This window comes from Pseudomonas wayambapalatensis (assembly GCF_049942315.1).
GTDB classification, from domain to species: Bacteria; Pseudomonadota; Gammaproteobacteria; order Pseudomonadales; family Pseudomonadaceae; genus Aquipseudomonas; species Aquipseudomonas wayambapalatensis.
Genome location: NZ_JBNFMU010000189.1, coordinates 1 through 13,739 on the forward strand (window position 1 = coordinate 1; position 13,739 = coordinate 13,739).

General features: G+C 66.7%; 12 protein-coding genes. All 12 read right to left on the reverse strand.

Annotation, left to right across the window (positions count from 1 at the left end; genetic code table 11):
- Nucleotides 1-133: 133 nt before the first annotated feature.
- Entirely contained in the window at nucleotides 134-1,627 is a 1,494-nt protein-coding gene (locus ACPZMI_RS14990; protein WP_426352560.1) for a CoA-acylating methylmalonate-semialdehyde dehydrogenase, read from the reverse strand.
- 4 nt (nucleotides 1,628-1,631) lie between these two features.
- Nucleotides 1,632-1,991 (reverse strand): RidA family protein, encoded by a 360-nt coding sequence (locus tag ACPZMI_RS14995; protein WP_054894294.1) that lies wholly within the window; start codon nucleotides 1,989-1,991, stop codon nucleotides 1,632-1,634.
- A 184-nt stretch (nucleotides 1,992-2,175) separates the two neighbouring features.
- Nucleotides 2,176-2,967 carry an IclR family transcriptional regulator gene (locus ACPZMI_RS15000; RefSeq protein ID WP_426352561.1) on the reverse strand — a complete coding sequence of 264 codons (792 nt, stop codon included), beginning with the start codon at nucleotides 2,965-2,967 and terminating at the stop codon, nucleotides 2,176-2,178.
- 89 nt (nucleotides 2,968-3,056) lie between these two features.
- Nucleotides 3,057-4,226: an NAD(P)/FAD-dependent oxidoreductase gene (locus tag ACPZMI_RS15005; protein WP_426352562.1), complete on the reverse strand. Its 1,170-nt coding sequence runs from the start codon at nucleotides 4,224-4,226 to the stop codon at nucleotides 3,057-3,059.
- Nucleotides 4,223-5,686, reverse strand: a complete 1,464-nt coding sequence (locus ACPZMI_RS15010; RefSeq protein WP_426352563.1) for a 2Fe-2S iron-sulfur cluster-binding protein — start codon at nucleotides 5,684-5,686, stop codon at nucleotides 4,223-4,225. The genes ACPZMI_RS15005 and ACPZMI_RS15010 overlap by 4 nt, the downstream gene beginning before the upstream one ends.
- The gene (locus ACPZMI_RS15015; RefSeq protein ID WP_426352564.1) at nucleotides 5,683-6,504 is read right to left on the reverse strand and encodes an ABC transporter permease; all 822 of its coding nucleotides are present in this window, start codon (nucleotides 6,502-6,504) and stop codon (nucleotides 5,683-5,685) included. The genes ACPZMI_RS15010 and ACPZMI_RS15015 overlap by 4 nt, the downstream gene beginning before the upstream one ends.
- A gap of 4 nt (nucleotides 6,505-6,508) precedes the next feature.
- The gene (locus ACPZMI_RS15020; RefSeq protein WP_288374924.1) at nucleotides 6,509-7,393 is read right to left on the reverse strand and encodes an ABC transporter permease; all 885 of its coding nucleotides are present in this window, start codon (nucleotides 7,391-7,393) and stop codon (nucleotides 6,509-6,511) included.
- Nucleotides 7,390-8,472, reverse strand: a complete 1,083-nt coding sequence (locus ACPZMI_RS15025) for an ABC transporter ATP-binding protein (RefSeq protein ID WP_065861865.1) — start codon at nucleotides 8,470-8,472, stop codon at nucleotides 7,390-7,392. Before ACPZMI_RS15025 ends, ACPZMI_RS15020 begins: the two co-directional genes overlap by 4 nt.
- Nucleotides 8,473-8,541: 69 nt before the next feature.
- Entirely contained in the window at nucleotides 8,542-9,573 is a 1,032-nt protein-coding gene (locus tag ACPZMI_RS15030) for an ABC transporter substrate-binding protein (RefSeq protein WP_186722029.1), read from the reverse strand.
- 49 nt (nucleotides 9,574-9,622) lie between these two features.
- On the reverse strand, nucleotides 9,623-10,651 hold the full coding sequence (locus ACPZMI_RS15035) for an ABC transporter substrate-binding protein (protein WP_186670322.1): 1,029 nt from the start codon (nucleotides 10,649-10,651) through the stop codon (nucleotides 9,623-9,625).
- Nucleotides 10,652-10,766: 115 nt separating this feature from the next.
- Entirely contained in the window at nucleotides 10,767-12,194 is a 1,428-nt protein-coding gene (locus tag ACPZMI_RS15040; RefSeq protein ID WP_426352566.1) for a gamma-aminobutyraldehyde dehydrogenase, read from the reverse strand.
- Nucleotides 12,195-12,209: 15 nt separating this feature from the next.
- Complete coding sequence (locus ACPZMI_RS15045; RefSeq protein ID WP_426352565.1) at nucleotides 12,210-13,559, reverse strand: NAD(P)/FAD-dependent oxidoreductase; 1,350 nt, start codon at nucleotides 13,557-13,559, stop codon at nucleotides 12,210-12,212.
- Nucleotides 13,560-13,739 lie beyond the last annotated feature (180 nt).

Here is a 13,739-nt window from a genome sequence, read left to right on the forward strand (position 1 = left end):
GGGTAGGGTGTGTGTTTTTCGGGTGGGGGGGGAGTGGGGGGGGTGTAAATTTTTTGTTGAAGGAGTTGTGGGGGGTGGGGAAAGGGGGGGGGGGGGGTTGGTTGTCCTCCCCGCTTCTCACATCACCACAACCTTACAAGCTCGGGAACGCGAACTGCGACGCCTCGTGGCTCTTACGCTGCGGCCAGCGCTGGGTAATCGCCTTGCGCCGGGTATAGAAGCGCACACCGTCCGGCCCATAGGCATGCAAGTCGCCAAACAGCGAGCGCTTCCAGCCACCAAAGCTGTGGTAGCTCACCGGCACCGGCAGCGGCACGTTCACACCCACCATGCCTACCTCGATCTCGTCGCAGAACAGCCGCGCAGCTTCGCCGTCGCGGGTGAAGATGCAGGTGCCGTTGCCGTACTCGTGATCGTTGATCAGTTGCATCGCTTCTTCCAGGCTCTGCACACGCACCACGCACAGCACCGGGCCGAAGATCTCCTCCTGGTAGATGCGCATCTGCGGCGTCACCCGGTCGAACAAGGTGCCGCCAACGAAGTAGCCGTTCTCGTTGCCTGCCACCGAGAAACCGCGACCATCGACCACCAGCTCGGCGCCAGCCGCCACGCCATCGTCGATATAACCCAGCACTTTGTCACGCGCAGCCGCCGTCACCAGCGGCCCCATGTCCAACCCACACTGGGTGCCGGCACCAATCTTCAGGGCCTTGATCTGTGGCTCCAGCTTGGCGATCAGCGCATCGGCAACCTGGTCACCCACGCACACTGCCACCGAGATCGCCATGCAGCGCTCGCCGCACGAGCCGTAGGCGGCGCCCATCAGCGCGTTGACCGCGTTGTCCAACTCGGCATCCGGCATCAGCACCGCGTGGTTCTTCGCGCCGCCCAACGCCTGCACGCGCTTGCCGCGCTTGGTGCCTTCTGCATAGATATATTCAGCGATCGGCGTCGAACCCACGAAGCTCAGCGCTTTGACTTCCGGCGCCTCGATCAGCGCATCCACCGCTTCCTTGTCGCCGTGCACCACGTTAAGGATGCCCTTGGGCAGGCCGGCCTCATGCAGCAGTTGGGCGATGTACAGGGTCGAGCTCGGATCGCGCTCCGAGGGTTTGAGGATGAAAGCGTTGCCACAGACGATGGCCAGCGGATACATCCACAGCGGCACCATCGCCGGGAAGTTGAACGGGGTAATGCCAGCCACCACGCCCAGGGGCTGGAAGTCGGACCAGGCGTCGATGTTCGGGCCGACGTTGCGACTGTACTCACCCTTGAGAATCTCGGGTGCAGCACAAGCGAATTCGACGTTCTCGATCCCGCGCTTCAGTTCGCCAGCGGCATCCTCGATGGTCTTGCCATGCTCTTCGCTGATCATCTGTGCAATACGCGCCTCGTTCTGCTCCAGCAGCTGCTTGAAGCGGAACATCACCTGCGCGCGCTTGGCCGGTGGCGTGTCGCGCCACGCCGGGAACGCGGCCTTGGCCGAGTCGATGGCCGCCTGCACGGTGGCGCGGTTGGCCAGTTCGAGTTGATGGATGACCTGGCCGGTGGCCGGGTTGAATACCTCGGCGGTGCGCCCGCCGCTCGCGACCGGCTCGCCGTGGATCAGATGCTTGATCGTCGCCATGACCTTACTCCTTGACCGCGGCCTGAACGGCGATTTCAACGAGGATGTTCTCGGCAGCAAGGTTGGCCTCGACCGTGGCACGGGCCGGCAGTGCATCCTTCGGCACCCAGGCGTCCCAGGCGGCGTTCATTTCGGCAAAATCCTGCACGGCGTGCTTGAGCCACACCTGGGCGAAAAGGATGTGCGACTTGTCGGAACCGGCCTCAGCGAGCAACTCGTCGATGCGCGCCAGCACCTGGGCGGTCTGGCCGCGCACGTCCTGGGTACGGTCGGCCGGTACTTGGCCGGTGACATAGACGATGCCGTTGTGCACCAGCGCGTGGCTGAGGCGGTTGTTGTTGGGCTGGAAACGTTGGATGGACATGGGGACTCCAGGTTATTTCGGACAAACGGGGGCCGTCACGCATACGAGGGTGCGTTGGCATGGGTGGAGTTGCTGCGAGGCCCATCGCGGGGCAAGCCCGCTCCTACAGACGGGAGCTGTCCGTGTGGGAGCGGGCTTGTCCCGCGATTGGGGCGCGCAGCGACCCCGGTTTACGGGGAATCGATCAGGTCAAGGGACGCAGGCTGCGCACGGCACTGGCAATCGAACGCGCGGTGTTGATCACCTTCGGCGCCAGGTCCTTTCTGGCCTCCTCCAGGCTCCAGCGCCCCAGCGGCACGGCGACGTTGACCGCGCCCAGCGGGTAGCCATCGGCATTGACCACCGCCGCCGCCACGCTGATGTCACCGACGTAGTACTGTTCGCTGGCGAAGGCATGGCCGTCCTTGCGCGCATTGGCGATGATCTCGCGCAGGCGCTCGCGGTCGGTCACGGTGCTGGAGGTGTGCGCCATCAGCTGCGAGGCATCGAGGATGGCCTCGCTCTCGCGCTCCGGCAGCGCCGCCAGGTAGGCACGGCCCGCGGCGGTGCAGTACATCGGCAGGTGACGGCCCAGCGGCACGTGGATCGGGATCTGCTTGTGGCTGGGGAAACGCGCCACGTAGAGCATGTCCGTGCCGCAGGGCTCGAGCAGGTTGCAGCTCTCGCCGGTGTCGCGGTTGAGCTCGTGCAGGTAGGGGTTGGCGCGCTCGACCAGCTCGCTGGTCTGCAGGTAGCCAGAGCCCAGGTCGAGCGAGCGCGGGGTCAGGCGATAGCGCTTGGTCACGGCATCCTTGGCCAGGTAGCCGAGGGTTTCGAGGGTGTACACCGAGCGCTGCACCGTGCTCTTGTTCAGGCCCGTGGCTTCGGCCAGCTCGACCAGGTTCATGCTCGGCCGGCCACTGCGAAACGCAGTGACGACCGCCAGCCCCTTGGACAGGGCGGTGACGAACAGGGGCGATTCTTCAGCGGCGCTCATGGCGTTCGATCCTTTTCTGACAGCTCTGAGGGAGGCAACCCGGACGGCCGGCTCGGCCGCCGCGAAAGGATGCTCCCATTCACGGTTGTTCATTCGAAATGACTCAGCACGATGCCCGGCTCGACCACCGGACGCCCTTGTACGAAGCGCTCGACAGCGAAGGGTTTCATGCGCTCGTCCACCGTCCCTTCGACGATGGCCCTGGCCAGCAGCTCGCCGGCCGCCGGCGCCCCGGCATGGCCGTAGCACCAGCCGGCACTGACGAACAGCCCCGGCAAGGCGGGGTGCGCCCCCAGCAATGGCCCGAAATCGGGCGAAATGTGGACCAGCCCGGCCCACTGGCGAAGGATACGCGCCTGGCCCAGTTGCGGGAACATCTCCATGTAGGCCTTGGCGGTCGCGGCCATCACCGGGACGTCGGCATTGAGGGTGTCCTGCGGGCGTTCGGCCACCTCGGCGCCGCCCACCACTTCGCCACGCGCGGTCTGGTGCATGTAGCAGAGCCGGTCGAGCAGGGCCACGGCCGGGCCGATCAGCGGGCGGGTCGGCTCCAGGGCCATGGCTTCCAGGCGCATCGGGTAACCCTCCAGCGGCACCCCGGCCATCTGCGCCAGGGCATTGCTGTTGGCGCCGCCGGCCAGCACGACGACGTCGGCATCGATGCGCTGCTCCCCTACCCGCACGCCACTGACACGGCCAGCGCTGCGGTCGATGGCAGCGACCGGCGTGCGATAGCGCGGGGTCACGCCCAGACGCTCGCAGGCCTTGTGATAGGCATGCATCGCCGCATGGTGCGGCGCCACGCCGCTGCCCGGCAGGTGCAGGGCGGCGCTGACCCGCTCGTGGGCCAGGGCCGGCAGCACATTGCGCAACTGTGCCGGGTCGAGCAACTGCGAATCGATGCCGCATTCGCGGTGCACTTCGCGGGTGCGATGCAGCAGTTCGGCGGTGGCCGTGCGCTCGCCGATCATGCTGTAGCCGCGCATCGAGTACATGACGTTCTCGCCCAGGCGCCGCGACAGGCCATGCCAGAGCTGGTTGGAGTAGGCAAAGAAGCGCGTCCACTCCACCGAGCTGAAGGCGCCACGGATCAGGGTGCCGTTACGTCCCGACGCACCGCCCTGCCAATAGCCGGCATCCAGCACGAGGATGTCGCGCACACCGCGCTCGGCCAGGTTGAACGCCAGCGACAGGCCTTGGATACCGGCGCCGACGATAAGGATGCTGCAACGCTTGGGCAGTTGGGCATTCAGGTTCATTGCAGTGGCTCCACGACGTCGCAAAGACCAGCGGCCTGGGCCACGGTCAGGGCCCGGCGCGGCGGGCGCAGGGTCGGCCGCGCCAGTTGCAGCACGGGCACGCCGAGGCGTCCGGCGACGTAGGCTCGCAGCGAGTCCCAGCACGGTTGGCCCTGGCACGGGCCCATGCCGCAGGAGGTCAGGCGCTTGATCACCTCCAGGTCGTCGATGCCTTGCTCCAGCAGTTCATCGACCTCGCGCCCGGACACATCGAAGCACGGACACAGCAGCACGGCAGCATCCCGGGCGGGGGCCAGCGCCGGGTCGGGTTCGGCGGCGCTGCCTGCGCGGCGCAGCGAAGAACGCGCGCCGACCAGTTGCAGCCGCCCGCTGGCCGAGGCCTGGAAGCTCAGGCTGTCGTCGAACAGCCCGGGGCCGGCCAACACCAGCGCATCGCAGGGCTGCAGGCGCTCGAGTTGCACAGCCCTGACCCGGTTGTGCCCAATGACCCGCTGCAGCTCAGCGACCTCGGCCACGGCCACCACCTGCACGCCCAACTCACGCAGGCGGTTGGCCAGGGCCTGCTGCTGCCCATCGCCAAGCACGACCACCGATTTGCCCGGCGCAATGCGTCGGTCGGCAGCCAGTGCCAGCGCCGTGCGCGCATCCATCACCCCGGGCAACCAGGCACCGGGGACCAGGGACGGCACCACCCTGCGCCCGGTGGCCAGGATCACCTCGTCGGCCTCCAGCGCCACGGCGCCGCGTGCGGGATCGATCGGCGCACCGAGCAGCAAGCGACCTTCACGGTAGGCACCGAACACCTCAACGCCGAACAGGCAGCGCACCCGCGGATCAAGCGGCGCCAGCGCAGCATCGGCTTGCCGGGCATACCGCGCGGGCGACTCGCCACGGGACACCAGCAGCACCTCGCGCCCCTCCTGCGCGGCGCGGTTGGCCGCTGCGCAGCCAGCAGGCCCGGCGCCGATCACCAGCACCTCGGCGCGCAGCCGCTGGCCGACCGGAGGTGGGCCGGCGAAGCCCTGGTCGGCGGGCTCGGCCACACCGGCCAGGAACGCCAGCAATGCCTCCCAGTGCTGGAACAGTCGACCGCCGCTGGGCACCAGGTTGCTCTGTTCGAAACCGCCCTTGATCCAGCCGGACGGCACCAGCCGTGCCAGGCGCAGCAGGTCGAAACGCGGATTCGGCCAACTGTTCTGTCGGCTGACCTGCATGCCCTCGCGCACCAGGCACTGGTCCAGGCGCACGTTGGGTACACCATCGACCCGCGCCAGCACGCCCGTGGTGTAGAGCCCCGACAAGCCCAGGGGCCGGTGCGCCTTGCGCGTCCAGGCCAGGCCGCGAATACCGTTGGCCAGCAGGGCCTGGGCGACGCTGTCGCCGGCCAGGGCCTGCAGGCGCCGGCCATTCCAGCTGAAGCTCAGCGGCGCGCCACTGGCGCCCGGCAGGCGCAGGCTCATGACTCGCTCCGGCGCTGGGCGCGACGCTGCGCGGTGAGGCTGACCGCCAGCATGATGATCGACAACAGGGTCATCAAAGTGGCGACCACGGCGATCAGCGGATCGATCTCCGAACGCAGCGAGCTGAACATGCGCTTGGTCAGCGTGGCGCTGTCGCCGCCGCTGATGAACAGCGAGATCACCGCCTCATCCAGCGACACGGCGAACGCCAGCATGGCCGCAGACACCACCGAGAAGCGGATCTGCGGCAGGGTCACGTCGAAGAATGCACGCAGGCGGCTGGCGCCCAGAATGCAGGCGGCGTGTTCCTGGGTCATGTCGTAGGTCTTGAGCCCGGCACCGACGTTGATGATCACGTACGGCAGCGCCAACAACGTGTGCGCCAGCACCAGGCCCGGGATGCTGTTGTTCAGGTCCAGCCGCGCGTAGACGAAGAACAGGCCGATGGCGATGAAGATCGACGGCACGATCATCGGCGCCATCATCAGCCCGCGCAGCAGGCCCAGGTAGCGTTGCTGGCTGTTGTGCAGGGCGTAGGCCGCCGCGGTGCCCAGGGTGGTGGCCAGGATCATGGTCAGGGTCGCGGTGATCAGCGAGATGCGCGTTGCGCTCTGCCACTCGACCGAGGCGAAGTAGCTGAAGAACGGCTGCAGGCTCAGCGACTTGGGCGGAAAGCTCAGGTAGCGCGCATCCGACAGCGACATCGGCAACACGATCAGGGTTGGCGTCAGCAGGAACACCATGATCGCCAGCACCAGCAGGTACAGCCAGGCGCGGCGGGCGGCCAGGCCCAGCCAGTGGTTCAGGGGTCGGTTCATGGCTTCACTCGCTGCGCCGGCCCAGGCCGGCGATCTTCTTGACGATGAACAGGATCACCAGGGTGGCAACCAGCAGCACCACGCCCAGCGACGAGGCAGCGCCCCAGTTGGCGTACATCGACACATCGCTCTCGATGCGCATCGACAGCATCTGCACCTTGCCGCCCCCGAGCAGCGCCGGGGTCACGTAGAAGCCCAGGCTGAGCACGAACACCAAGGTCGCGCCCGCAGCCAGCCCCGGCAGCGACAGCGGCAGGAACACATCGCGAAACGCCCGCGTCGGCGATGCACCGAAGGTCGAGGCGGCCTGCAGGTACAGCGGGTTGATGCTCTTCATCGCCGCATACAACGGCAGCACCATGTACGGCAGCATGATGTGGGTCATGCCGATCACCGTGCCGGTGAGGTTGTGCACCAGCGCCAGCGGCGTGTCGACGATGCCCAGCGAGGTCAGCACGTCGTTGACCAGGCCGCGCCGCTGCAGCAGCACCAGCCAGGCGTAAGTGCGCACCAGCAGCGAGGTCCACAGCGAGATCAGCAGCAGTGCCATCGCCAGGCCTGCCAGGCGGCGCGGCGCGTGGACCATGAAGTAGGCGTAGGGGTAGCCCAGCAGCACGCAGACCACGGTGACGATCAGGGCGATCTTGAAGGTCTGGGTGAACGCCAGCACGTAGATCGGTTGCAGCAGGCGCGTGTAGTTCTCGGCGCTGAGGTTGCCGTCGGCATCGAACAGCGACAGGCCGAACAGCCAGCCGATCGGCAGCACGAAAGTCACCAGCACCAGCAGCAGCGCCGGCAGCATTGGCGAGAGCAGGAACCAGCCGTGGCGCTTGCCCGCGCGTTGCAGGGCCTGGCCGTGCAGCGCGCCTTGCAGGTTGAGCGTAGTCATGCCGAGTCCCCCACGATCAGGCTGTCCTGCGGGTGCAGGCCGAGCACCACGTGATCGCCACGCGTCGGCAGGCGGTCACCGGAGGAACTGCGCGAGGGGCGGCGGATCGACACCTGCGTGCCTTCGCCCAGGTCCACTTGCAGCAACTGGCTTTCGCCCTGGTAGATGACGTCGTGGACCTGCCCACGGAACAGGTTCAGGCCCTGCTGGCCGTCATCGACGAAGCGCAGTTTCTCGGGGCGCAGGAGGATACTCGGGTTGTTCAGGCAGCCTTCGCTGAACACCGCCTGCAACGGCTGGTCGCGGAACCATGCCCTGCCCTCGCGCATGGCCACCGGCAGGAACGACGACTCGCCGACGAACTCGGCGATGAAGCGGTTGGCCGGGCGTTCGTAGAGGCTTTCGGGGGTGTCGATCTGCTGAATCCGCCCTTGGCTCATCACCGCGATGCGGTCGGACATGGTCAGTGCCTCGCGCTGGTCGTGGGTGACGTAGACCACGGTCATGCCGAGGCGCTCGTGCAGGCGACGGATCTCCAGCTGCATGGTTTCGCGCAGGCGTTTATCCAGCGCCGACAGCGGCTCGTCCATCAGCAGGATCTTCGGCTCGAAGACGATCGCCCGGGCCAGGGCGATGCGCTGGCGCTGGCCACCGGACATCTCGTCGATGCGCCGCCCGACCAGCTTGTCCAGCTCGACCATCTCCAGCGCCTCGCCGACTCGCTTGCGGATTTCGTCACGGCTGTAGCCGCGCAACTTCAGCGGGTAGGCGACGTTCTGGAACACGTTCATGTGCGGGAACAGTGCGTAGTTCTGGAACATCATGCCCAGGTCGCGCTTGTGCGGCGGCTCGAACACCATTTCCCGCCCGCCGAAGCGGATGCTGCCGGCGTCCGGGCGCACGAAGCCGGCCAGGGCCATCAGCAAGGTGGTCTTGCCCGAACCGGACGAGCCCAGCAGCGACAGGAACTCGCCACTGCGGATGTTCAGGGAGACGTCATCGAGCGCGGCAAAGCTGCCGTAGGTCTTGGTGACATGCTCGATGTCGATGGAGGTCGAGAGCTTCGTATCTTCAGACATGGTCAGACTCGGGGCCGCAAGCGGCACGGAACACGGGTTATGACGCGGGCCAGCACGGCCCGCCTCGTCCTAGTGGGCGATGAACAACTCGAAACGCTGCTGCACCGCCTGCTGGTTCTGCACCCACCAATGCGGGTCGATCTTCGCCACCTTGGCAATGTTCTGCGGCGAGGTCGGCAGGCGGCTGGCCTGCTCGGCGCTGATCAGGCCGACCTCGTAGGCGCGGCTGTTGACCGGCGCGTAGGGGATCAAGGTCGCCAGCGTCGCCTGGCTGGTCGGCTGCATGATCTGGTTGATCACGCGCATGGCCAGGTCCTTGTTCTGCGCACCGCGCGGCACGATCAGGCAATCGTAGCTAAGGATGGCGCCGTCGAAGCTGTAGTCGACCGCGTCGTCGGACTTGGCCACCTCGGCCACGCGCCCGTTCCAGATCGCCAGGAAGTCCACCTCGCGGCTGCGCAGCAATTGCGCCGAGTCGGCACCGGCGCTCCACCAGTTGACGACCTGCGGCTTGATCCGCTCCAGGGCCTTGAACGCGCGGTCGATGTCCAGGGGATACAGCTGCGCCGGGGCTACGCCATCGCCGATCAACGCGGCCTCCAGCGTTTGCCAGGGCTTGGTGTACATGGCCCGCGCGCCTTTGACATTGGGGTCGAAGAACGCCTGCCAGGTCTGGGCCACCGGCTTGCCGGTGTCTTTGGCCCAAGCCACCACCGAGGCGTAGGCATGGCTGGCGATCCAGTTGTTGCCGACCACGGCCGGGTCGATGTCGCGGATGTCGATCACGCTTTTGTCCAGCGGCTCGGACAGCCCTTCTTTTTCGGCCTGCACGCAGTCGGTGATGCCCAGTTCGACCAGGTCCCACTTCGGCTTGCCTGACATCACCTGGGCGCGCACGGCGGCCAGGCCGTTCATGTTGTCTTCGCGGATGGCAATGTTCAGCGCCTTGGCGGCAGGTTCGAGGTACGCCTTGCGCTCGGCATCCTGCAGGGCGCCACCCCAGCCGGCGAAGGTGATGCCGCCGTCGGCATGTGCCGTGGCGGCGAACAGTGCGCTGGCCAGGAGGCTGAACGCAGCGCCTTTGATCAGGTGTTTGTGCATGTGCTTTTCTCCAGGTGCGCCCCGCTTGCACAGGGCGCGGAAAGGTCGATCAGTTCTGGATGAACAGGTCGAAACGTTGCTGGAGTTCGGCCTGGCGACCTTGCCACCAGGCCGGGTCGAAGAAGGCCACCTTGTCGACGTTCGCGGGTGCTGTCGGCAGCTTGCTCGCCAGGTCCGCCGGGATGATGCCGGTGTCGAAGGCCTTGCTGTTGACCGGCGGGTTGGGAATCAGGGTGGCAAGCATGGCCTGGCTTTGCGGCGACATGATCTGCGCGATCAGCTTCATGGCCTGGGCCTTGTTCGGGGCACCCTTGGGCACCACCACGCAGTCATAGTCGAGCAGCGCCTTGTCATAGGTGTAGTCCACCGGCTGACCGGCCTTCTTCAGGTCCTCGACGCGCGAGGCCCAGATGGCCAGGAAGTCCACCTCGTGGCTGCGCAGCAACTGCGCCGAGTCGGTGCCGCTGCTCCACCAGTTGACCACCTGCGGCTTGATCCGCTCGAGCACCTTGAAGGCGCGCTCGACGTCCAGCGGGTAGAGATCCTTGGGCGCCACGCCGTCGGCCAGCAGCGCCACTTCGAGCGTGGTGAACGGGTTGCGGTACAGGGCGCGCGGCCCCTTCACGGACGGATCGAAGAAGTCTTTCCAGGTCTGGGCCTTGGCGGCACCGCCTTCGGTGCTCCAGGCCAGGACCGTCGAGTAGGCGTGGCTGGCGATCCAGTTCTTGCCGTAGAACCTGGGATCGACGCCCTCGGTCTTGATCACCGAGAAGTCCAGCGGCTCGGTCAGGCCTTCCTTCTCGGCCACCATGCAGTCGTTTGAGGCCAGCTCAACCACATCCCACTTGGGCTTGCCGGACATCACCTGGGCGCGTACCGCCGCCAGGCCGTCCATGTTGTCTTCCTTGACGGCGATACCCAGGTTCTTCGCCGCAGGTTCCAGGTAGGCCTTGCGTTCGGCGTCCTGCAAGGCGCCACCCCAGCCGGCGAAGGTTACGCTTTCGGCCGCGTGGGCCTGCCAGGTGCACAGCCCCAGCAATACCGCCACGGTGCCTGCACGCCATTCGAATCGTTTCATGTTCAACCCCTGCATTTGTTGTAGTTAGACAGTTGGCGAAACGTCATGGACATCCAGTCCTGCAGTCATCCCTGCTTGTTGTTGTGTTCTTGTGTTGTTGTGCAGTTGCCCGGCCTCAGCCGATGTCGATCATGATGTGCCGCACGCTGGTGTAATCCTCCAGGCCGTACAGGCTCAAGTCCTTGCCGTAGCCCGACTGGCGCAGCCCGCCATGGGGCATCTCGGTGGCCAGTGTCATGTGCTGGTTGACCCAGACACAACCGTACTGCAGCTGGCTGGCGGTACGCATGGCCTTCTTCACGTCGCGCGTCCACACCGAGGCCGACAGGCCGTATTCGCTTTCGTTGGCCCAGGCCAGCACCTGCTCCTCATCGTCGAAGGCGGTGACCGACACCACCGGCCCGAACACTTCCTTCTGCACGATCTCGTCGTCCTGGCGCACGCCGGCGATGACGGTCGGCTGGAAAAAGAAACCCGGGCCGTCGGGAACCTTGCCGCCAACCAGTACTTCGCTGTGCGCCAGCGCCGCGGCACGTTCGACGAAGCCCTGCACGCGCTCCTGCTGGCGACGGCTGATCAGCGGGCCGAAGTCGCTGGCCGGATCTTCCGGGTGACCGGTACGCAGCGTCGAGACCTCAGCGACCAGTTGTTCGAGGAACTGCTCGCGCACCGATTCGGCGACATACACACGGCAGGCCGCGGTGCAGTCCTGCCCGGCGTTGTAGTAGCCGCCGGTACGCATCATGCGCACGGCTGCCGGGATGTCGGCATCGGCGAACACCAGTACCGGCGCCTTGCCGCCCAGCTCCAGGTGGGTACGCTTGAGGTTGCCGGCGGCGGCGCGGACCACGGCCTGGCCGGTGGCGATGTCGCCGGTGACCGACACCATGCGCACCTTGGGATGGGCGCTGAGCTGCGCGCCGAGGGTGGCACCGCGCCCGGAAAGAATGTTGACCACGCCGCGCGGGAAGATCTCGGCACACAGCCGCGCCAGGTACAGGGCGCTCAGTGGCGTCAGCTCGGACGGCTTGAACACTACGGTGTTGCCGGCGGCCAGGGCCGGGGCCAGCTTCCAGGCTGCCATCAGCAATGGGTAGTTCCACGGCGCGATCAGCCCGACCACGCCGAGCGGGTCGCGACGGATCATGCTGGTGCTGCCGGCGACGTATTCACCAGCGGCGCTGCCCGGCAGGCAACGCGCGGCCCCGGCGAAGAAGCGGAACACATCGGCGACCGCCGGCACTTCGTGGCCAATCGCCTTTTGCAGCGGCTTGCCGCAGTTCTGGCTTTCCAGGGTGCCGAGCGCCTGGGCGTCGGCCTCGATGCGCTCGGCCAGCTTGAGCAGCAGGTAGCCGCGCTGACGCGGTGGCGTGCGCGCCCAACCGGTGAAGGCACGCTCGGCGGCATCGACGGCGGCATCCAGCTGGGCAGGCGAGGCATCGGCCAGCACATGCAGCACACGCTCGTCGGCTGGCGCCAGGATCGGCGACTCGTCGCCCTGCCCGCGCACCAGCTCACCGTCGATAAGGTACTCGCTATACATCATGACGCTCTCCAGTTAGACGGACGCACGCTCGGCGTCCTTGAAGCGATACCAGGCGTAGGCCATGCGCTGGCCGACACGCAGGAAGGATTGGAACGGGAACGGCTTGGGCGCCTGGTGCAGGAACGGCACCGGCGTGGGCCGGGCTTCGCCGCAGGCCATCTGCGCCAGGCGCTTGCCGGTCTGCAGCGAGAACGACACGCCACTGCCGGCATAACCGCCGCCGGTGTAGGCATTGGCCACGCCCTGGATCGGGTAGCAGTGCGGCAGCGAGTTGTTGGTCACCGCGACCCAGCCGCCCCAGTTGTAATCCACGTCGATGCCCTGCAGCGCCGGGAACTTGCGGCACAGCGCCGCCAGCAGGCGCTCGCGGTGCAGCGGGTTTTCCGCGTCGCGGCCGTTCACTGCGCTGCGACCGCCGAAGAGGATGCGGTCGTCTGGCAGGCGGCGGTAATAGAACAGCAGGTTGCGGGTATCGAACATGCAGTCGGCACCCGGCAGGCTGGCCTGCTTCTCGGCGGCGCTCATCGGCCGGGTGACGATGATCTGCGAGTGCACCGGCAGGATCCGCCCGGTCAGTGCCGGGTGCAGTTGGCGCGAGGTGTAGCCGTTGGTGGCGACCACCACCTTGCGCGCGGTGATCACCCCGCCTGGCGTGACCAGGCGATGGCCCTGCGCGCTGCTGGTCCAGGCGGTGACCGGCGAGCCGGTGTGCACCCGCGCGCCAGCCTCGCGGGCCATGCGCTGTACGCCCCAGGCCAGTTTCAGCGGATGCATGCTGAAGCCGTCGGGCATGTGCAGTGCACCGAACGACTCGGCACCGGCGTGCACCGACTGCAGGTCGGCGGCTTCGACGAAGTGGGCCGGGTAGTCGAGCAGGTCGTTGTACAGGCCCATTTCGCGCTTGAGCGACTCGACGTGGATGGCCTTGCTGGCGACCTTGTACACGCCATCGGGCTGCGCGTCGCAGTCGATGTTGCCGTCGCGGATCAGGCCACGGGTGGTGTCCAGCGCCTGGCGCATCTCGTTGAAGTACTGGCGCGCGGCGTCGGCGCCGTAGCGCTCGATCAGCGCAGCCAGCGGCACGCGGCCACCGGAAATGCGCGCAAAGCTGCCATTGCGTCCGCTGCAACCCCAGGCGGTCTGGTTCGCCTCCAGCACCACCGCCCGCACCCCGTGCTCGCGAGCCAGGTGCAGCGCGCAACTGAGGCCGGTGTAGCCGGCACCGATGATCGCCACTTCGACGTCTTCATTGCCACGCACCGGGCCATCGTCGGCGACCGGCGAACCTGCGGTATCGGCCCAATAGGACGGCGCATGGGGCTGGGCCCGGCCTGGGTTCGCATCAACCAATGGATCGTACAATTCAAGCCTCACGTATCGCTGTGCGATATTTATTGTTCGATTTAATGGTTAAGCTAATGCTGATTTTGATATACGTCAATTGATTATTTGACGAGTGGTGATAGCTGTAGGAGCGGGCTTGCCCGCGAAAAAGACACCGCGCCGCCTGGCACGGGCTACGCCCGTGTTCGCGGGCAAGCC

Excerpts from the sequence above, each read along its gene's own strand:
- ACPZMI_RS14995 (WP_054894294.1), bottom strand. The coding sequence starts at position 1,991 with ATGTCCATCCAACGTTTCCAGCCCAACAACAACCGCCTCAGCCACGCG.
- ACPZMI_RS15005 (WP_426352562.1), bottom strand. The coding sequence starts at position 4,226 with ATGAACCTGAATGCCCAACTGCCCAAGCGTTGCAGCATCCTTATCGTC.
- ACPZMI_RS15035 (WP_186670322.1), bottom strand. The coding sequence starts at position 10,651 with ATGAAACGATTCGAATGGCGTGCAGGCACCGTGGCGGTATTGCTGGGG.
- ACPZMI_RS15040 (WP_426352566.1), bottom strand. The coding sequence starts at position 12,194 with ATGTATAGCGAGTACCTTATCGACGGTGAGCTGGTGCGCGGGCAGGGC.
- ACPZMI_RS15010 (WP_426352563.1), bottom strand. The coding sequence starts at position 5,686 with ATGAGCCTGCGCCTGCCGGGCGCCAGTGGCGCGCCGCTGAGCTTCAGC.
- ACPZMI_RS14990 (WP_426352560.1), bottom strand. The coding sequence starts at position 1,627 with ATGGCGACGATCAAGCATCTGATCCACGGCGAGCCGGTCGCGAGCGGC.
- ACPZMI_RS15025 (WP_065861865.1), bottom strand. The coding sequence starts at position 8,472 with ATGTCTGAAGATACGAAGCTCTCGACCTCCATCGACATCGAGCATGTC.
- ACPZMI_RS15020 (WP_288374924.1), bottom strand. The coding sequence starts at position 7,393 with ATGACTACGCTCAACCTGCAAGGCGCGCTGCACGGCCAGGCCCTGCAA.
- ACPZMI_RS15000 (WP_426352561.1), bottom strand. The coding sequence starts at position 2,967 with ATGAGCGCCGCTGAAGAATCGCCCCTGTTCGTCACCGCCCTGTCCAAG.
- ACPZMI_RS15030 (WP_186722029.1), bottom strand. The coding sequence starts at position 9,573 with ATGCACAAACACCTGATCAAAGGCGCTGCGTTCAGCCTCCTGGCCAGC.
- ACPZMI_RS15015 (WP_426352564.1), bottom strand. The coding sequence starts at position 6,504 with ATGAACCGACCCCTGAACCACTGGCTGGGCCTGGCCGCCCGCCGCGCC.